Source organism: Streptomyces sp. NPDC050560 (assembly GCF_044457285.1).
Classification (GTDB): Bacteria; Actinomycetota; Actinomycetes; order Streptomycetales; family Streptomycetaceae; genus Streptomyces.
In genome coordinates, this window is record NZ_JBITGT010000001.1 from 499,497 (window position 1) to 516,513 (window position 17,017).

Below are 17,017 nucleotides of genomic sequence, written 5' to 3' on the forward strand. Positions count from 1 at the left end.
GGGAGAGGCAGGTCCGGGCACCGGCCCGCACCCGAACGAGCGGTGTCCCGCGAGGAGTTCTCTCGCGGGACACCGCTCTTTTGCTGACGGGCCGTCAGGCGTGCCTCACGCGCCGGGCGCGGGCAGGATGCCGTGGCGCACGAAGTAGTCCACGTAGCCGCCGAACACCTTCTCGTCGATGTCGGGGCAGTCGACCCCCGAGTCCCGCAGCAGGTCCCTGGTGACCCTGTCGGCGAACTCGGCGACCTCCACCTTCTCGGACTCCACCAGGATGCTCAGCAGCGGCGCCATGGAGTTGGTGACGTCGGCGGCCACCGCCTTCATCCACTTCAGGATGCTGACCTCCTCCAGGTCGTATCCGACGCTGCGCAGCAGCCGCAGGATCTCCTCGGACTTCAGCGTCCTCGGGCTGACCTGGTGGTAGATGCCGCCGGTGCCCTCGGGGTGGCGGGACGCGGCGACGATGGCGGCGCTGACGTAGTCCACCGGCACCATGTTCATCTCCAGGCGGAACCTGCGCGGGTACTGGCCCACCTGAAGGGCGCCCTTGACGAACCGCCAGACGAAGTCGTTCGGCTGGCAGGCGCCGGTCCCCGAGTCGCCCCACACCTGCCCGGGGCGGTGGATCGTCACCGGCACACCGCGCCGCGCCGCCTCGATGACCAACTGCTCGGCGACCCACTTGCTCTTGGTGTAGCCGAGCGACAGGGCCTCGGGCGGCCCCGTCGGGTCGAGTTCGGCGCGCGGCGGGCGGTCGGTCCTCGGCTCGAACACGCCGGTGGTGGACACGTGGTGGAGCGTGGCGCGGGCCGCGCAGGCGAACCGCAGCACCTCGTGGGTGGCGGCCACCACCGACTTGCGAAGCCACTTGTAGAGGGTGAGGAAGTTGACCTTGGCCGCGGAGTGGTAGACGGCGCCGACGCGCTCCGTGAGGTCGGCGTGGTCCGCCTCGCAGAGGCCGAGCCGCGGCCTTGTCACGTCGCCGGTGTGGACGTGGACGCGGTCCATGTCCATCCCGTCGAGCAGTTCGAGGGTGCGCAGGTTCTCCGTCAGCCGCTGCCGCGCGGCGGCGGGCTCGGCGCCGCGCACCAGGCAGTGCACGACGAGTCCGCGCCGCAGCAGGTCCCTGAGCAGGAACGCCCCGAGGAAACCGGTCGCGCCGGTGAGGAGCACCTCGGACACCCCTTCGGGGTCCGGCGCCGGGAAGCCGGTGACGTCGTCGGCAAGTACGACGTCGGCGGCGAACTCCTCGGCGACTTCCGTGGGTTTCGTCGAAGCCATCAGTTATCCATGGTCCTTCCCGGTGGCGGGTCGTGGGGCGTTGGGTGCGGGCGGCGGGCCGGGGTGGGGCGGCGGGGGGCTCAGGCGCTCTGTGCGAGCACGGCCTGCTGGTAGCCCTCAAGCGCCTGGACGACGGCGGGGTGCACCATGTCGGCGACCGTGGGCAGGCCCACGTCGAACTCCACCTCCAGTTCGAGCGCGGCGCCCCCGGGGGCCTCGGCGACCTGCCAGCGGCCCCGGTACTCGGCGAGGTCGCCCTCGGTCTGCTCGAAGTCCCAGCGGCGCTGGGCGTGGTCGAGCGTGTCGCGCTGGGTCCACTCCATCTCCGAGCCCTTCAGCTCGACCACCCAGCTCGTGACGCGGCTGTCGCCGTCCTCGTCGCCGATCCTGACCTCGCTCACGCCCTCCATGAACCCGGGGAACGCCTCGCTGTCCAGCAGCACCTTCCACACCTGGTCGGGGGTGGCGGGTCCGGTGATGGTCCTGTGCATGACGGCCATGAACGTGTCCAGTCCTCTTCGAAGTGACATGCGGTCGACGTGGGGGTGTGTCCTGGCGGGCGGGGCCGGTCAGGCGGAGCTGCTGCGCAGGCCGGGCGCGCCCTGCTCCACCAGCGCGGTGAGGCGCTCCAGTTCGGCCCGCATGGCGTGCTGTTGGGAGACCAGCTCCTCCACCCGGCTGCGCAGCCGTACGAGTTCGTGTCCCTGGGTGCCGGGCCCCTCCACGAGGCCGGGCTCGGCCGCGCGGGCCGGGGCGGGCTCGGGGGCCAGGTCGACGCAGCCGGGGCGGGCGTCCGGGTCGCGCAGCACCCGCAGATTGCCGGCCCTGCCGCTCTCCTGCGCCTCCGCGGCCCGCGGCCGGCGCACGGTGTCGCGCACCGCGCGCGCCTCGCCGTGCCGCCCGCCGCGTTGCAGGGCCGCGGCCAACTGCTCGCGGAACCGGCCGCGGTTCGGGTGCGACGCCACCAACTCCTCAAGGCGGCGTACGACCTGGCGGTGCTGGCCGAGCCTGAGCGAGGTGTCGCCGAGGTCTTCGAGCGCCAGCAGCCGCTCCTCCTCAAGGCGGGCGGCCGCGGCGGCGCACAGCGGCCCCTGGGAGCCGCCGTCGAGGGCCGGGCCGCGCCACAGGCCGAGGGCCTTGCGCAGGAACACGCCCGCCGAGTGCGGGTCGGACTCCATCAGCCGCTTGGCCCGGGTGACCAGGAAACGGAACTGGACGCTGTCGAGTTCGTCGGGGCGGGCCTGGAGGACGTAGCCGGAGCCGCGCACCACGAGGCGCGGGCTGTTGGCCCGGCCCGGCTCCGCCTCGATGAGCTGCTGGCGCAGCCGTGAGACGTGCGCCTGGAGGGCGTTGGCCGCCTTGTCGGGGGCGCTGTCCCCCCACAGCTCCCGTATCAGCTCCTCGGTCGGCACCGGGCTTCCGAGGCGCACCAGCAGCGCGCCGAGCAGCACCCGCTGCTTGGGACTCGTGAGCTGGACGCTGCGCTGCCTGACGTCGTCGTAGATCCCAGGGGGCCCCAGCACCCGGAACTGCATCAGAACCTCCTCGTCGACCGCCACATCTGAGCCGTGTCGTAGGAAGGGCACCATGCGCCGCGGCCGGCGGGCATGAGTACTCGGTACTCCAAACGCCGGACACCGTGTGGGGCGGTGGTGCCACGCCCGCGCCGCGGCCCCGGGGTTCGCGCCGCCGGGCCGCCCCTGGGTGAGTAGCGGTTACTCATGCCCGGACACCCCCGCGCGTGGTGGAGTGTGCCGAGGCTCCGGTACGAGAGGCGGGAGTGTGGGTGGCATGAGCGGATGGGATGCCGAGACCGCGGTGGTGGGTCTCGGGGCGTGGGGAGCCGCGGCGCTGTGGCGTCTCGCCTCCCGCGGGGTCGACACCGTCGGCTTCGAGAGATTCACCCCGGGGCACGCGCTCGGCCCCTGGCAGGACGGCTCCCGGGTGTTCCGGCTCGCCTGCTCCGAGCACCCGGGCCTGGTACCGCTGGCCCGCAGGTCGCGCGAGCTGTGGCCCGAGCTGTCGGACGGCGGCCCCGCGGGGCTGTTCACGGCGTCGGGGGCGCTGGTGATCGGCCCGGAGAACGGGTCGCTCGCGGGCGGCACGCTGCGCGCCGCGCGCGCCCACGGTGTGCCGGTACGCACGTTCAGCGCGACCGCGCTGCGCTTCCAGTTCCCCCGGCACACCGGGATGCCCGCTCACCACACGGGGGTGTGGGAGCCGTCGGCGGGGCTGCTGCGCCCCGGGCGCGCGGCGGGCACCGCGGTGGCGCTCGCCCAGGAGGCGGGCGCCCGGGTGTTCTCCGACTGCCGTGTCACAGCGGTGGAGTTGGTGCCGGGCGGCGCCCATGTGCACACCGCGCAGCGCTCCATGAGGGTGCGTCAGGTGGTGCTCGCGGCGGGCGCGTGGCTGCCTGCGCTGCTGCCCGGGCTGCCGCTTGAGACGGTGCGTATGCCCGTCACCTGGTTCAGGCCCTTCGAGCCCGACGGCGACTTCGACCTGGAGCGCTTCCCCGCGTTCCTGCGGCAGTTGGAGGACGGCCGGGTGCTGTGGGGCCACGGCTCGGGCGGCGGGAACGACATACGGGTGACCCTGGACGACCCGGGGGTCGCGGCGAAGCCGGTGGACCCCGAGGACCCCGACCACTCGGTGACCCCCGACGACTGGTCGGGCCTGTCCCGGCTGCTGTCGGCGAAGGTGCCGGGGCTCAGTCCTGTGCCCGCGCGGGTGGCGGTGGCCACCAGGACCCGCGCCCCCGACGGGCACCCGCTGCTGGGCCGCCCCGGCGGCGACCCCCGTCTCGTCGTGGCGGGCGGCGACAACGCGCACGGCTTCGCGCACTCCCCCGGCGTCGGTGAGGCGGTGGCCGACCTGGTACTCGGCACCGCCCTCGACCCGGCACTCGCCGCGCTCTCCCCCGACAGGTTCGCCTGAGGGCGCGGGGCGACCGGCTCCTGAAACCGCACGAGGGCTCCTGAACCGCACGGGGGCGGCGGAACCCGCCCCCGTGCGCGCGGTTCAGCCCGCTGCGCTCTGGGCGGCGACGCCCCGGCCGTCCTCCGGCTTCAGCGCCTTGCGGCAGATCTTCTCGCCGACCCAGGCCACCAGGGAGCGGGGGCGGCGGGGGGTGAGGTGGGCGCTGAGCGCGTTGCCGAGGCCCGGGGTGACGTACGGGCGGTCGCGGTCGAGGGCGGCGAGCGCGGTGCGCACCACGGGGGCCGGTGTGGTGAAGCTGCCCGCGACGGCCGCGTTGCGGGTGCCGACGACCTCGAAGAACTTGGTCTCGACGGGCCCGGGGCAGACCGCGGTGACCTTGATGCCGCGGCCCCGGTACTCCTGGCGCAGCGCGAGCGAGAAGTTCAGTACGAACGTCTTGGAGGCGCTGTAGACGGAGAGGTAGGGGCTGGGCTGGTAGGCGGCGGTGGAGCCGACGTTGAGCACCGCTCCGCTGCCGCGCTCCAGCATCCCGGGCAGCAGCGCGTGGGTGAGGCCGACGAGGGCGACGACGTTCACCATCAGCAGGTCGTGGTCGCGCTCCGCGGCTATCTGCTCGAAGCGCCCCGCGGTGCCGAAGCCGGCGTTGTTCACCAGCAGGTCGACGGTGAGCGCCCGGTCGGCCAACTCCTGGGCGACCTCGCGTGCGGCCTCCTGCCGGGAGAGGTCCTTCACGACCACGTGGGTCTTGACGCCGTGCTTCCTCGTCAGCTCCTCGGCGACCTCCCTGAGCCGGTCCTCGGAGCGCGCCACCAGCACCAGGTCGTGCCCGCGCGCGGCGAGCTGTTCTGCGAACTCCGTGCCGAGCCCTGAGGAGGCACCGGTGACCAGTGCGGTGGACGGGACGTTGGCGGCAGTGCTCATGGGGTTCCCTTTCGCATGACTGCTGGGTCCTCGCGCGCCCGTGGGCCGGGCGGCCGCGCCCGCGCTCCGACCCTAGCGAGGCACCGCGCGCCCGGGCCCGGGCGCTGACACCCCCTGACGTCAGCGGGCCCCGGCACCCGGCCCCGTACGGCCGCCCGGCCGCCCTCAGGCCAGGAACTCCAGCAGGGCGCCGAGGAGTCCGGCCGGGGCGTCGAGGGGGACGAGATGGCCGGCGTCGGGGATCAGCCGCAGCCGTGCGCCGGGGATCAGCGACGCCAGCTCATGGGCCCTGGCGACGGGAATCCAGGTGTCCTGCTCGCCCCAGCACACCGTCACCGGGACGGCGATGTCCGGGTAGCGCGGCTGGATCTCGTCGGTGTAGCGCTGGTCGGCCTGCGCGATCTGGCGGTAGAACGCGGCCTGCCCGCCCTGCCGCCCGGTCCAGGGCGCGACGAGCGCGTCGAGCATGTCGGCGCCGAGGCCCCGGTGGCTCGCGGAGGCCACGTACTCCCGTACCAGCGCCCGGTGCAGAGGGGGCGGAAGGCGCTCGAAGACGGGCGCGTTCTCGCCGACGAGGCGGAAGAACGGCGAGCCCCACGGCGCGAGGGCGACGGGGTCGACGAGCGCGAGGCGCCGGTACGCCACCCCGTGCAGCAGATGCGCCCGCAGCGCCACACAGCCGCCGAAGTCATGGGCGACGACGCTCGGGCGTTCCAGCCCCCAGTGCGCCACGAGACCGGCGAACACCTCCCCCTGCGCCGCGAGCGACACGTCCTGCCCGTCGGCCATCTCCGACGTGCCGTACCCCGGCATGTCCCACACATGGACCCGGTGGCCCGCCGCGGCGAGCGCCGCCGCGGTCTCCGCCCAGACGCGGGAGGAGAACGGTGTGCCGTGCAGCAGCACCACGGGCTCCCCGTCCTCAGGCCCGAACCGGTCCCAGCGGACCTCACCCGCACGGCTCTCCACCGTCTCGCCCAACCGCCACTTCGGCAACACGCCTGTTCCTCTCCGCTCCTCGTCGTGGGCCGTCCCAGGCCCCGCCACCCCACCATTCTCCGTGTACGGGCGCGAAGGCCCCGCAGGTGGCGCCCCCGGCGCGCTCGCGGCCGGTCTCCGCCGTCACGCGCCGCCGTCGCGGGGCGCGATCCCCACCTCGGCGCGGATCACATGCTTGGTGAGCTTGCCCGACGGGTTGCGCGGCAGCCGCTCGACCCTGATCGCCTCGCGCGGCAGCTTGTAGCGGGCCAGCCGGGTGCCGAGGTGGTCGCGCATCTCGTCGAGCCCCACCGGCTCCCCGTCGCCGCTCACGTACACCGCGACGACCGACTCGCCCCACTCGGGGTGCGGGCGGCCGAGGACGGCGACGTCCGCGATCCGCGGATGGCCGCGCAGCGCCTCCTCGACCTCCTGCGAGTGCACGTTCTCGCCGCCGACGATGATGACGTCCTTCAGCCGGTCGACGACGTACAGATAGCCGTCCTCGTCGATACGCGCCACGTCCCCGGTGTGGAACCAGCCGTCGGTGAAGCTCTCCGCGGTGGCCTCGGGGTCCCGGTGGTAGCCCGTCATCGCGGTGTCGGCGCGCAGCCAGATCTCCCCGGTGCCCGGCGCGTCGACGTCCCGGCCGCCGTCGCCGACGACACGCAGGTCCACGCCCGGCATCCCGCGCCGCCCGATGGAGCCGGCCTTCGCCAACTGCTCCTCGGGGTGGAGCGCGGAGCCGACCGGGCCCATCTCGCTCATCCCGTAGACCTGGGTGAAGCGGTCGGTGCCGTACGCGGCCATCAGCGCACGGGCGGTGTCGGCGCCCAGCGGCGCTCCCCCGTAGAGCCACCGCCGCACGCTCGACAGGTCGTGGCGCGCCGGGTCGGCCCGCTCGTCGCCCGCCGCCGCGAGCCTGGTGGGCGCGGTGTAGGCGACGGGCGGCCCGAAGAACGCGGTGGCCCGGTGCCGCTCGACGTGTTCGAGGAACGCCACGGGCGCGTACTCGCGCTGGAGGATCGTGGTGGCACCGAGGAACACCATCGTCAGGAACCAGTCGTTGAGCGGGGCGGCGTGCCAGATGGGCATGGCGACCAGGAAGCGGTCGTCGCGGGTGAGGCCCAGGGTGGCGGCGATCAGCGGCGGCACCGCGGACACCGTCCTGTGGGTGTGCACACACGCCTTCGGCGCCCCGGTGGTCCCCGAGGTGTAGAGGAACTGCGCCGCCGCGTCCTGGTCGGGCGCGGGTGCGGGGGTGAACGGCTCGGCGCGCTCCACCAGTTCGTCGAACCACTCAAGACCGGGCGCGGCGGCCTCGGTGGTCAGCCACCGTACGGGGGGTGTGGCGGGGGCGCCCCCGCCCGAGTCACCCGTGGCGGTGGCGGGCGTGGCGGTGGCCGCGGTGGCGAGGGGCGCGAGTTCCGCCGCCACCACGCCGAGCCGCGCCCCGCTGTGCCCGACGGCGTACGCGGTCTCGGGCGCCGCCAGCTTGTGGTTGACGGGCACCAGGACGCCCCCGGCGCACCAGACGCCGAAGGCGGCCACCACGAACCCCGGGGTGTTGAACGTCTGCACCGCCACCCGGTCCCCCGGTCGCAGGCCCCGCTCCACGAGCACCGTGGCGGCGCGCCTGGCCAGTTCGAGCAGGCGGCCGTAACTCAGGTGCTCCTCACGGTAGATGAGGGCGTCCTTGGCGGGGTCGATGCGGGCGGCGCGTTCCAGCATGGCGGTCAGATGCATCGGCGTGGCTCCTCGTGCGGTCACCCGGCTCGGTTATTCTCTGAAGGCTAATTCAGGTGTTGTGCCGAGGAGGCCCGATGGCGTATCGGCAGACCGACCGCACCAGGCGGCACGCGGAGGAGAAGCAGGTGGCGCTCCTCGGCGCCGCGCACGACCTGGTGGCCAGGCACGGCTTCGCGGGCGCGAAGGTCAGCGCGATCGCCAGGGCCTCCCATGTCAGCACGGGGTCGCTCTACTCCTACTTCGCCAGCCGTGAGGAACTGCTCGCGGCCGTGTTCCGGCGGGCGGCGGACCGGGAGTTGACGGCGGTGCGGGCGGCGGTGGCGGCGGCGCCCGCGGGGGCGCGCGACCGGCTCGACGCGCTGATCCACACCTTCACGGGACGCGCGCTCAGGGGCCGCAGGATGGCGTGGTCCCTGCTGTTCGAGCCGGTGTCCCCGACCGTGGAGGCCGAACGGCTCGGCTACCGGCGGGCGTACACCGATCTCGGCGAGGCCGTCATCGGCGACGGTATCGCCGAGGGCGCCTTCGTGCCGCAGAACGTGGCGGTCGCCGCGGCGGCGGTGATCGGCGCGATCTCCGAGTCCCTGGTCGGCCGCCTCACCCCCGCCGAGCCGGGGCCGCCCGACCCCCGGGTCGCCGACGACCTGCTGCGCCACGAGATCCACGGCTTCTGCCTCCGCGCCCTCGGCGCACACACCCCGGCCCCCCGCGCCCCCGCGCGGATACCCGACCCGCCTGGGCCCCGCTGAGCGTCCCGCGCCCGCCACGCCGAGAGGCCGCCCAACCTCCGCCGCCCCAGGGGGACTTGCCCGCCCCATCCGGATTCCGTTGCCTCCGCGGGATGGGCGGCCGTACGATCAAATGAACGGCGATTCAGACCATGCCCGGCCGGAGCGCCACCAGCCCGTCGCGCCGCCGGGCCGCCCCAGGGGAGGGGTTCCAGATGCAGCAGCACGAGCAGGTCTCCATGCTCAAACGGCTCATGACGCTCCGTGAGACACGGCGCGACGAGAAGATGCTCGACGAGGTGGTGACGATCCCCGTCACCAAGTACACCGACGAGTCCCTTCTCGACCGCGAACTGGCCTCCGCCTTCGGCCGCTTCCCGCTGGTCGCCTGCCACTCCTCGGCGCTGCCCGACCCCGGCTCGTACGTGACCAGCGACTGGGACCTGTTCCCCTATGTCGTGGTGCGTGGCGAGGACGGCGGGGTGCGGGCGTTCTACAACCAGTGCCGCCACCGCGGCGCCCGGCTGGTCAAGGAGCGGACGGGCGCCGTGAAGAACTTCGTGTGCCCCTTCCACGGCTGGGTCTACGGCCTGGACGGCGCGCTGAAGGGCATCACACGCTCCCAGGACTTCCCCGGTGTGAACGCCTGCGACCATGGCCTCATCGAGCTGCCCGCCACCGAGTCGGGCGGCCTCGTCTGGCTGTCGAGGGACCGGGACGCGAAGCTCGACATACCCGCCTTCCTCGGCGCCTTCCACGACGACCTCGTCAACTTCGACGTGGCGTCGCTGGTGCCGTACAAGAAGACCAAAGTCGTCAAGGAGGCCAACTGGAAGCTGCTCATCAAGACCTACCTGGAGGGCTACCACGTCCCCTACCTGCACCGGGACACCCTCGCGTTCGCGTTCAAGCGCGGTGTGATCGCGCACGACGAGGACGGGCCGCACTTCCGCCTGTCCGCGGCGCGCACCAACATCGGGGAGACCGCGTCGAAGCCCGAGGACGAGTGGCGCATCCTGGACTACGCCTCGGTGTACTACACGCTCTTCCCCAACACCTTCTTCATCCTCCACCCCGACTACGTGTCCATCAACACGTTCTGGCCGCTCGCCCCCGACCGGACCGTGTGGACCCACGAAATGCTCTACCGCGCCGAGGACTTCACGGGCTCCGCGGGGCAGAGCGCACTGGAGAAGCGGTTCAGGTTCACCAACGACACCGTCTTCGACCAGGAGGACTTCGCCATCGCCGAGGAGGTGCAGCGCGGCCTGCTGCACGGCGGCAGCGACCACCACGTCCTCGGCCTCGCGGAGGGCCTGCTCGCCATGTTCCAGGACACCATCGACGCACGCGTCGACTCCACGACAGGACAGCCCGTATGACGACCGACCTCACCGCCTTCGCGCACAGCGTCTTCGAGGCCCAGCCCTTCAGCCGCTTCCTGGCCGCGGAACTGACGGACGTGGGGCCCGACTCGGCCGAGATCCGCGTCCGCAACCGCCCCGAACTCCAGCAGCAGCACGGCTTTCTGCACGGCGGCGTCATCAGCTACCTCGCCGACAACGCGCTCACCTTCGCGGGCGGCCTCGCACTCGGCGGCGACGCCCTCACCGCCGAGTACAAGATCAACTACAGCAGGCCGGCGATCGGCGAGACCGCCGTCGCCCGGGCCTTCGCCCTCACCACCACCCGCCGCCAGGCGGTCTGCCAGTGCACCGTGCACATGCTCGGCGATGGCGAGGAGCGGTTGGTGGCGGTGGCCCAGGGCACCATCGTGGTGGCGGCCAAGGACTGAGGGCCGTCCCGTCATCGGGGGGGGGAGTCACTCGGGGGGCGTGTCGACGAGCAGGCGGATGCCGTCGACCAGGGCCCTGGCCTGCCCGTCGGGCCAGTCCGCGATCCGGCCCGCGAGGTGCCGGGTCAGCGCGTCGCGCAGCCCGGCGGCCGCGGCGCGCCCCGCGGGCGTCAGCGCGAGCAGGGTGGCGCGGCCGTCGTCGGGGTCGGGGCCGCGCTCCAGCAGGCCCGCGGCTTCGAGCCGGTCGGCATAGCGGCTCGCGCCGGAGCGGTCGATGCCGACCTCGTCGGCCAGCCGCGCCGCCGACTGCGGTCCGAGCCGGGCCAGCCCGCTCAGCACCGGGTAGGTCTGGCGGTCGACCCCCGTCGGCGCCGATTCGAGGATCGCGTCGTAGAGCGCGCTCCTGTTGCGCCGCAGCAGGAGCTGCCCCAGTGCCTCCGCCAGGTCACGCGCCAGTCCCGTATTCGCCATCCCCCCAGGATACGTGCGAACCGCACGCAAGAGGCGTACCGTCAAACTGCATGCGAATCACACGCGCTTTTCCGAGGAGGTCCCATGGGCATCGGTCGCGTACGGGCCTGCGGGGCGCCGCGATGAACGGGAGGCGCCGCGGCGCGCTGACAGGTCCCGTGCTGGTGCTGGCCACGCTGGTCGCCAGCATCATCAGCTCGTTCGGCGCTCCGCTGATCCCCACCGTCGCCCGCGACTTCCACGCGTCGCTGAGCACGGCGCAGTGGTCGCTGACGGTGGCACTGCTCGTCGGCGCGGTGAGTTCCCCGGTCCTCGGCCGGCTCGGCGACGGTCCGCGACGGCGGGCGACGCTGCTCGGCGGTCTTGCCGTGGTCACGGTGGGCGGCGTCGTGGCCGCGCTCGCGGACGGCCTGGGGGCGTTGGTCGTCGGCCGCGGACTGCAAGGTGTGGGGCTCGGGCTGGCGCCACTGGCGATGGCCACCGCCCGCGAGGAACTGCCCAGGGCCAGGGTGGCGCCGATGATCGCGCTGTTGTCGGTGTCGTCGGCGGCGGGCCTCGGTGCCGGTTACCCGGTCAGCGGGTGGATCGCGCAGGCGTGGGGGCTGTCGGGCGCGTACTGGTTCGGCGCTGCCGTCTCCGGCCTCGCGCTGGTCCTGGTCGCCGTGGTCGTGCCGTCGGGCGCGGGACGCGGCGGCACCGGCCGGCTCGACCTGGCCGGGACCCTGCTGCTGGCGCTCGCCCTGGTCGCCACGCTGGTGGCGGTGGCGGAGGGGACGGAGTGGGGCTGGGGCTCGTCGGTGGTCATCGGCCTGCTGGCCACCGGGCTCGTCCTCCTCGCGGCCTGGGCCGTGCAGCAGCTACGTGCCGCGAACCCGCTGGTCCAGCTACGTCTGCTGCGCCATCCCTCCGTGCTCTCGGGCGACGCCTGCGCCCTGGTGCTCGGCACCGCGATGTACATGGTGCTCTCGGCGGTGACGGAGTTCGTCCAGTCGCCGCGCTCGGGCGGATTCGGGTTCTCCGCCTCGCCCGTCGTGGCCGGTCTCGTCCTCGTCCCCCTGTCCCTGTTGATGCTGGGCAGCTCCCGCGCGCTGCCGGTCCTGGTGGCACGCCTCGGGGCCCGTACGGTGCTCGCGCTCGGCTGCCTCGTGGCCGCGCTGGGCGGTGGGTTCTTCGCCGTCTTCCACGGCGCGCTGTGGCAGGCGTTCGTGATGACGGGTGTCCTGGGGGTGGGCCTCGGCACCACCTTCGCCGCGATTCCCGGTCTGATCGTGCGGGCGGTCCCGGCCGGGGAGACGGGCAGCGCCATGGGCTTCTACCAGGTGGTCCGCTTCACCGGCTTCTCCCTGGGCAGCGCGCTCACCGCCACCGTGCTGGCCGCCCACGTCAGCGGCGGCGGGCCGACGGCGGGCGGCTACACAGAGGTGCTGTGGATATCCGCCGGTATCTGTGCCGTCGCCGCCGCCGTCGCCTGGTTCCTGCCCGCCCGGTCCGCCCGGCCCCCGCGGCAGGAGGCCGGGGCGGAGGTCAGAGGGACCGTCGCACCAGGTCCTCAAGGAATGCCACGCCAGGTGCCAGGGCCGTCTCGTCGAAGTCGAAGGCCGGGGTGTGGTGGGGGGCGGTGAGGGTGGCGCCGAGGGCCGTGTAGGTGGCGATGCCGCCGCGCTCCTGGACGTGGCGCATGAAGGCGGTGGCGTCGTCGCTCGCCACCCCGCTCTCACCACTCGCCGCGGTGAGCCGCAGGCCCCCGGCGGTGGCCGCCGCCTCGACGAGGGCGACCGCCTCGCGGTCCGCGCGTGCGGTCGTGACGGAGCCGATCAGGTCGATGTCGACGCCGAGCCCGTACATCTCCGCGGCGCCGCGCAGGGCGCGTTCCGCGCGGGCCCGCAACTCCTCGTTGACGGCGCCGTCGTCCGCCCGGGTCTCCAGCAGCACCTCGGCGGTGTCCGGCACGATGTTGCTGCTGGTGCCGCCGTGGATCGCGCCGACCGCCACCCGGGTCTCGTGCCCGGGAAACCGCGGGAGACCCTGTACGGCCAGGGTCGCGGCGGCGGCCCCGAGCAGTGCGTTGCGGCCCTCGTGCGGCGCCATCGAGGCGTGCGCGGCGACGCCCCTGAACACCGCCCGGATCTTCGCGTTGGCGAGCAGCCCGTCCAGTGCGCCGACCACGGTGCCGGTCGGCTGGTTGAGCCCGAGGTGTGCCGCGACGAACACGTCGATACCGTCGGCGACCCCCCGCGGCACCATCGAGCGCGCTCCCCTGCCGCCCTCCTCCGCGGGCTGGAAGAGCAGGGTGACGCTGCCGCGCGGCGGCGGCTGCGCGGTGATGCGCTCGGCGAGTTCCATGGCCATGCCGATGTGGCCGTCGTGGCCGCAGGCGTGCATGACGCCGTCGTGCACGGAGCGGAACCCGCCGCGTACGGGCAAGTGCGCGGGGTCCGCCGACTCGTGGAGCGGCAGCGCGTCGATGTCGGCCCGCAGCCCGAACGCCCGCCCGGGGGCCGCCGCCCGCCAGGTGGCGACGACCGCGGTGTTGCCGCCGCGCAGCGCGGGCAGGAAGCGGGGGTCGCCGCCCTCCGACTCGGCCCGCAAGTAGGCCCGTTCGAGCTGGTCGGGCGCGGGCACACCGAGCCGGGCGCCGGGGGCGAGGGCGTCCTCGCCGGTACGCACCTCCCAGCCGAGGTCGGCGAGCCGCCCCGCGATCAGGCTCGCGGTGCGGAACTCGGTGAAGCCGACCTCGGGGTGCCGGTGGATATCCCGCCGCCACCGCACCGCCGTGGACTGCCCGGCCGTCCCCCGCGCGGCCGCGCCGCCGTCGACGGGCTGGCGCCCGCTCTCCTCCACCATCGCGTCCGACCTCCTGGTGCGTGTGTGCGTGGCCCCGCCGCTGCCCCTCAGTGCCCCAGTCTCGTCGGCACCCCGGGGCCGAAGGGGATGCCGGCGAAGAAGAACACCGCGAAGAGTACGGTCCACAGCAGCGCCACCGGCACCACGAACAGGCTCAGCCTGGCGAAGATCATGCCGAGGGTGAACGTGCGGTCGTAGGTGCGGGCCGACAGCTCCAGCATGTACACGTACGGGTTGAGCGGCGAGACGGGGTGGGTCACCGAGTCGCCGACGCGGTACGCGGCCTGGACCACCGCCGGGTGGTAGCCGAGCCCGACGAACACCGGCACCAGAACGGGTGCGAGCACCGTCCACAGCGAGGAGCCGGAGAACACCACGAGCGAGAGCAGCGCGCTGAACACCATCGCCACGAGGATCGCGGGGAACCCGGTCAGATGCGCGGTGCGCAGCACGTCGGCGCCCTGTACGGCCAGGTAGTCGCCGACATGGCTCCAGGTGAACATGGCGATGAACTGCCCCGCGGTGAAGGCGATCACGATGTAGCCCAGCATGCTCTTGAGGGCTTCGCCCATCAGCCGGGGCACGTCGGAGGCGCGGCGGATGGTGCCCGCGGGGATGCCGTACGCGATGCCGCAGATGAGGAACGCGAGCATGACGAGGGTGACGATGCCGTCGAAGAACGGCGACTGCACGAGGCCGCCGCCGGGTCCGCGCAGCGGCCCGCCCGGAACCAGCCAGCAGGTGAACACGAGGGCGAGGAAGGCGGCGAGCGCCAGCGCGCCGTACCGCAGCCCGCGCCGCTGCGCGGGGCTTATGGTCTCGACGAGCGCGGTGGGGTCTGCCTCCCCCTCGGCCCCTTCCCGTCCCTCGTCCGCCTCCTGCGCGTCCCGCGCGTCCTGCGCCTCCTGCGCCTCCTGCGCCTCCTGCGCCTCCTGCGCCTCCTCGGGACGGTACGGCGGCAGCGTGGGTTCGACCCAGCGGACCAGGAGGAAGCCGGTGAGCAGCGGCAGGACGAGCCCCGAGACGGCCTGGAAGAAGTAGTTCATCACCACGGAGACGTGGATGTCATAGCCGTGCGGGGCGACGGAGGCGGTGATGGTGGAGAGGTTGGCGTCCAGGGCGCCGATCAGCACGCCTGAGGCGAAGCCGACGGTAGTGGACGCGAAGCTGCCGAGCATCCCCGCGATGGGGTGGCGCCCCACCGCGCGGAACGCGAGGGCCGCGAGCGGCGGCAGGATCACCATCGAGGCGTCGCCCATCACGTGGCCCTGCGCGGCGATGTAGGTGACGGCGTACGGCATGAGGCCGCGCGGGACGCGCGAGAGGACCGCGGAGACGACCGCGGAGAGGAAGCCGGCGCGCTCGGCGACACCGACGCCGAGGAGCATCGCGAGGACCACGCCGAGGGGCGGGTAGCCGATGAAGTTGTCGACGAAGGTGCTGAGGAGTTGGCGTACCCCGTCGAGGGAGAGGACGGAGCGGACGGCGGTGGCGTGCGCGGCGCCGGGAATACGGGCGTCGGCGCCGACCCCCGCGAGGACGGCGGAGACGACGGCGAGGACGATGAGGAGATAGAGGAAGAGGAGGAAGGGGTGCGGGATGCGCCCGCCGGCCCGCTCGACGACGCGGAAGACCCGCCCGAGCCGCCCGGCGTCGATCCCGCCGCCACCGCCCGCGGCCCCCTCCCCCGCCGCCGCGGGCCCCGGCCTCCCCTCCCCGCCGCTCATCGCGCCCCCCGGGCAGTCGGTATGCGCCGCGACGGGCACACGGCGGTGGTACGAACACGCATGGGTCCCTCACTCGTTCGCGACACGGGAGGCGGGTGTTACCCCAGAGCACAACCCCGGCAGCAGGAACCCGTCAAGCATGCGAGCAGGCTTCAGGGGTGGGGCTTTCCTGGCGCTTCGCCCCGGGAGACGGGGGCCGGCAGCGGGCGGCCTGCGGCCCAACTCCGGCCGTGGCAGGGGCAGGAGGGCCGAGGGGGCGGCGGGCGCGGGCTCCGCCGAGGCTTTGCGTGATGTTCACAATTCCGGGGGAGGTGGCGGCCGACAAGGACACCGTGCTGGCTGCGGACGGAACGCGGAGCCGGGCACGGTGGCCGCCTGCGGTGGGCTCGGCCCCTGGGCTGTTCCTCCGTATCGTGGTTCGTGGGCCCGGCGAGTGGAGGCGGGCGGAGGGATGGGTGTGAGAGGCGTGCCGCGATGACGCTGCGCAGTGATCTCGGCGGACTGCTCGGGGGAGCCGGAATCATCGATATCGACGTCGACGATGCCGTCCGCGACGAGCACATGCGTTATCGGGCGTATCGGCGCATCGTCACCGTGGCCGCCGCCGCCCGGAGCCGCGCGGGCGACCGCGCGCTGGTGGCGGTGCTTCTGCGCGAACCGGCCGAGATGGTGGCCAAGTCGGCCGTGGTCGACCTCGTCGACAGGGTCGCCATGAAGGCCACGACCGCCTCCGAGTTCCGGCAGTGGTCGGCGGGGATTCTGCCGGAACTCGACCGGCTCAGGGCCGAGGGCCACCGTGAGTTCATCCACCGCCGTGTCCGCGACTGGCTGTGCTATCTGTCCGTCAGGGCAGGGGAGTTGCCCACGCCGGAGGAGTTGGCGGACGTCACGGACTGGATGCAGCGCACCCTTGCCGACACGTCGGCGTCGCCGCAACTGCTCGCCCTGATCGCCGAGTACGGGCGTACCAGGAAGATCCGGAACGTCGCCGGGAACCGGTCAGGACACCGCGGGCCGCGCACCGGCCGCGTGCCGCGCACCGGTTGACCGGGCATGGCCACCCGGCCCCTTGCCCCCGTCTCACGCCTCTCCCCCGTCCCCCGGTTCAGCGCCCGGCAGGTAATCCGTCAGTGACGGGCCGTCCTCGTGGAAGCGCTGGTGGAACCGGACCTCGGGCGGGCCGCCGTGGTGGCCGGACGCGCGGCGGCGCATCCAGGCGAGGAGTTGGTCGAGCGGCCATCCGTCGTCGGGGTGGATGACCTGGCGTGCGGAGAGTGCCCAACGGGCCTGGTCGGGTGATCCGTCGCGGCGGGTCAGTCCGGCGAAGGCGATGCCGCCGATCCTCGGGTCGGCGGGGCCCCGCTGGGCCAGGAGGGGGTACGCGTCGCTCTCCCACCGGTCCTCGGGAAGCGGCTCGCCGTCCTCGTCGGCCGTCACCACCGGCCAGCCGTCCACCACGATGACAAGCCGCCCGGGGCGCGGGCCGAGGCCCAGGTGCCAGCGGAGTTCGGCCAGTTCGGGCTCCGTCAGGTCGGGCGACAGCTCGGCCGTGACGTGGGTCTCGTACAGGTCTGCCATGCGGCAGG

The 17,017-nt window shown here is 73.6% G+C and carries 16 protein-coding genes; 6 read left to right on the plus strand and 10 right to left on the minus strand.

Annotated features, from left to right (window positions below; all coding sequences use genetic code 11):
* Positions 1 to 105 precede the first annotated feature (105 nt).
* The 3 genes from ACIBIW_RS02040 to ACIBIW_RS02050 form a co-directional block, all read right to left on the minus strand.
* Positions 106 to 1,281, minus strand: coding sequence for a thioester reductase domain-containing protein (locus ACIBIW_RS02040; protein ID WP_399330896.1), 1,176 nt, complete (start codon positions 1,279 to 1,281; stop codon positions 106 to 108).
* Positions 1,282 to 1,361: 80 nt separating this feature from the next.
* Entirely contained in the window at positions 1,362 to 1,781 is a 420-nt protein-coding gene (locus tag ACIBIW_RS02045) for a type II toxin-antitoxin system RatA family toxin (protein ID WP_399330898.1), read from the minus strand.
* A gap of 69 nt (positions 1,782 to 1,850) precedes the next feature.
* Positions 1,851 to 2,816, minus strand: a complete 966-nt coding sequence (locus ACIBIW_RS02050; RefSeq protein ID WP_399330900.1) for a BTAD domain-containing putative transcriptional regulator — start codon at positions 2,814 to 2,816, stop codon at positions 1,851 to 1,853.
* A 256-nt stretch (positions 2,817 to 3,072) separates the two neighbouring features.
* Between ACIBIW_RS02050 and ACIBIW_RS02055 the strand changes: the two genes are divergently transcribed.
* On the plus strand, positions 3,073 to 4,215 hold the full coding sequence (locus ACIBIW_RS02055) for an FAD-dependent oxidoreductase (protein ID WP_399330902.1): 1,143 nt from the start codon (positions 3,073 to 3,075) through the stop codon (positions 4,213 to 4,215).
* 84 nt (positions 4,216 to 4,299) lie between these two features.
* On the opposite strand, the gene ACIBIW_RS02060 is transcribed toward ACIBIW_RS02055, so the two are convergent.
* From ACIBIW_RS02060 to ACIBIW_RS02070, 3 genes are all read right to left on the minus strand, one after another.
* Positions 4,300 to 5,139 carry an SDR family NAD(P)-dependent oxidoreductase gene (locus tag ACIBIW_RS02060; protein ID WP_399330904.1) on the minus strand — a complete coding sequence of 280 codons (840 nt, stop codon included), beginning with the start codon at positions 5,137 to 5,139 and terminating at the stop codon, positions 4,300 to 4,302.
* 165 nt (positions 5,140 to 5,304) lie between these two features.
* Positions 5,305 to 6,135 carry an alpha/beta fold hydrolase gene (locus tag ACIBIW_RS02065; RefSeq protein ID WP_399331873.1) on the minus strand — a complete coding sequence of 277 codons (831 nt, stop codon included), beginning with the start codon at positions 6,133 to 6,135 and terminating at the stop codon, positions 5,305 to 5,307.
* Between the two features lie 126 nt (positions 6,136 to 6,261).
* Positions 6,262 to 7,863 carry a class I adenylate-forming enzyme family protein gene (locus ACIBIW_RS02070; RefSeq protein WP_399330906.1) on the minus strand — a complete coding sequence of 534 codons (1,602 nt, stop codon included), beginning with the start codon at positions 7,861 to 7,863 and terminating at the stop codon, positions 6,262 to 6,264.
* 77 nt (positions 7,864 to 7,940) lie between these two features.
* Between ACIBIW_RS02070 and ACIBIW_RS02075 the strand changes: the two genes are divergently transcribed.
* From ACIBIW_RS02075 to ACIBIW_RS02085, 3 genes are all read left to right on the plus strand, one after another.
* The gene (locus ACIBIW_RS02075; protein ID WP_399330908.1) at positions 7,941 to 8,615 is read left to right on the plus strand and encodes a TetR/AcrR family transcriptional regulator; all 675 of its coding nucleotides are present in this window, start codon (positions 7,941 to 7,943) and stop codon (positions 8,613 to 8,615) included.
* Between the two features lie 194 nt (positions 8,616 to 8,809).
* A complete protein-coding gene (locus ACIBIW_RS02080) occupies positions 8,810 to 9,976 on the plus strand; it encodes an aromatic ring-hydroxylating dioxygenase subunit alpha (RefSeq protein ID WP_399330910.1) in 1,167 nt (388 codons plus the stop codon).
* On the plus strand, positions 9,973 to 10,389 hold the full coding sequence (locus ACIBIW_RS02085; RefSeq protein ID WP_399330912.1) for a PaaI family thioesterase: 417 nt from the start codon (positions 9,973 to 9,975) through the stop codon (positions 10,387 to 10,389). The genes ACIBIW_RS02080 and ACIBIW_RS02085 overlap by 4 nt, the downstream gene beginning before the upstream one ends.
* 27 nt (positions 10,390 to 10,416) lie before the next feature.
* Here ACIBIW_RS02085 and ACIBIW_RS02090 read toward each other — a convergent pair whose 3' ends face one another.
* Positions 10,417 to 10,860 carry a MarR family winged helix-turn-helix transcriptional regulator gene (locus ACIBIW_RS02090; protein ID WP_399330914.1) on the minus strand — a complete coding sequence of 148 codons (444 nt, stop codon included), beginning with the start codon at positions 10,858 to 10,860 and terminating at the stop codon, positions 10,417 to 10,419.
* 122 nt (positions 10,861 to 10,982) lie between these two features.
* On the opposite strand from ACIBIW_RS02090, the gene ACIBIW_RS02095 reads away from it, so the two are divergent.
* Positions 10,983 to 12,482, plus strand: a complete 1,500-nt coding sequence (locus ACIBIW_RS02095; RefSeq protein WP_399330916.1) for an MFS transporter — start codon at positions 10,983 to 10,985, stop codon at positions 12,480 to 12,482.
* Here the strand turns inward: ACIBIW_RS02095 and ACIBIW_RS02100 are convergent.
* The gene (locus ACIBIW_RS02100; RefSeq protein WP_399330918.1) at positions 12,385 to 13,704 is read right to left on the minus strand and encodes an amidohydrolase; all 1,320 of its coding nucleotides are present in this window, start codon (positions 13,702 to 13,704) and stop codon (positions 12,385 to 12,387) included. The two genes, ACIBIW_RS02095 and ACIBIW_RS02100, sit on opposite strands and share 98 nt — an antisense overlap.
* Positions 13,705 to 13,751: 47 nt before the next feature.
* A complete protein-coding gene (locus ACIBIW_RS02105) occupies positions 13,752 to 15,431 on the minus strand; it encodes an AbgT family transporter (RefSeq protein WP_399330920.1) in 1,680 nt (559 codons plus the stop codon).
* 474 nt (positions 15,432 to 15,905) lie between these two features.
* Here ACIBIW_RS02105 and ACIBIW_RS02110 point away from each other — a divergent pair, with 474 nt between their 5' ends.
* Positions 15,906 to 16,478, plus strand: a complete 573-nt coding sequence (locus tag ACIBIW_RS02110) for a hypothetical protein (RefSeq protein WP_399330922.1) — start codon at positions 15,906 to 15,908, stop codon at positions 16,476 to 16,478.
* A 33-nt stretch (positions 16,479 to 16,511) separates the two neighbouring features.
* On the opposite strand, the gene ACIBIW_RS02115 is transcribed toward ACIBIW_RS02110, so the two are convergent.
* Positions 16,512 to 17,009: a hypothetical protein gene (locus tag ACIBIW_RS02115; protein ID WP_399330924.1), complete on the minus strand. Its 498-nt coding sequence runs from the start codon at positions 17,007 to 17,009 to the stop codon at positions 16,512 to 16,514.
* Positions 17,010 to 17,017 lie beyond the last annotated feature (8 nt).

Bases quoted from the DNA above. Each gene is read 5' to 3' on its own strand.
- ACIBIW_RS02090 (WP_399330914.1), bottom strand. From the start codon at position 10,860: ATGGCGAATACGGGACTGGCGCGTGACCTGGCGGAGGCACTGGGGCAG.
- ACIBIW_RS02095 (WP_399330916.1), top strand. From the start codon at position 10,983: ATGAACGGGAGGCGCCGCGGCGCGCTGACAGGTCCCGTGCTGGTGCTG.
- ACIBIW_RS02060 (WP_399330904.1), bottom strand. From the start codon at position 5,139: ATGAGCACTGCCGCCAACGTCCCGTCCACCGCACTGGTCACCGGTGCC.
- ACIBIW_RS02045 (WP_399330898.1), bottom strand. From the start codon at position 1,781: ATGGCCGTCATGCACAGGACCATCACCGGACCCGCCACCCCCGACCAG.
- ACIBIW_RS02040 (WP_399330896.1), bottom strand. From the start codon at position 1,281: ATGGCTTCGACGAAACCCACGGAAGTCGCCGAGGAGTTCGCCGCCGAC.
- ACIBIW_RS02070 (WP_399330906.1), bottom strand. From the start codon at position 7,863: ATGCATCTGACCGCCATGCTGGAACGCGCCGCCCGCATCGACCCCGCC.
- ACIBIW_RS02075 (WP_399330908.1), top strand. From the start codon at position 7,941: ATGGCGTATCGGCAGACCGACCGCACCAGGCGGCACGCGGAGGAGAAG.
- ACIBIW_RS02110 (WP_399330922.1), top strand. From the start codon at position 15,906: ATGACGCTGCGCAGTGATCTCGGCGGACTGCTCGGGGGAGCCGGAATC.
- ACIBIW_RS02100 (WP_399330918.1), bottom strand. From the start codon at position 13,704: ATGGTGGAGGAGAGCGGGCGCCAGCCCGTCGACGGCGGCGCGGCCGCG.
- ACIBIW_RS02050 (WP_399330900.1), bottom strand. From the start codon at position 2,816: ATGCAGTTCCGGGTGCTGGGGCCCCCTGGGATCTACGACGACGTCAGG.
- ACIBIW_RS02105 (WP_399330920.1), bottom strand. From the start codon at position 15,431: ATGAGCGGCGGGGAGGGGAGGCCGGGGCCCGCGGCGGCGGGGGAGGGG.
- ACIBIW_RS02115 (WP_399330924.1), bottom strand. From the start codon at position 17,009: ATGGCAGACCTGTACGAGACCCACGTCACGGCCGAGCTGTCGCCCGAC.
- ACIBIW_RS02085 (WP_399330912.1), top strand. From the start codon at position 9,973: ATGACGACCGACCTCACCGCCTTCGCGCACAGCGTCTTCGAGGCCCAG.
- ACIBIW_RS02080 (WP_399330910.1), top strand. From the start codon at position 8,810: ATGCAGCAGCACGAGCAGGTCTCCATGCTCAAACGGCTCATGACGCTC.
- ACIBIW_RS02055 (WP_399330902.1), top strand. From the start codon at position 3,073: ATGAGCGGATGGGATGCCGAGACCGCGGTGGTGGGTCTCGGGGCGTGG.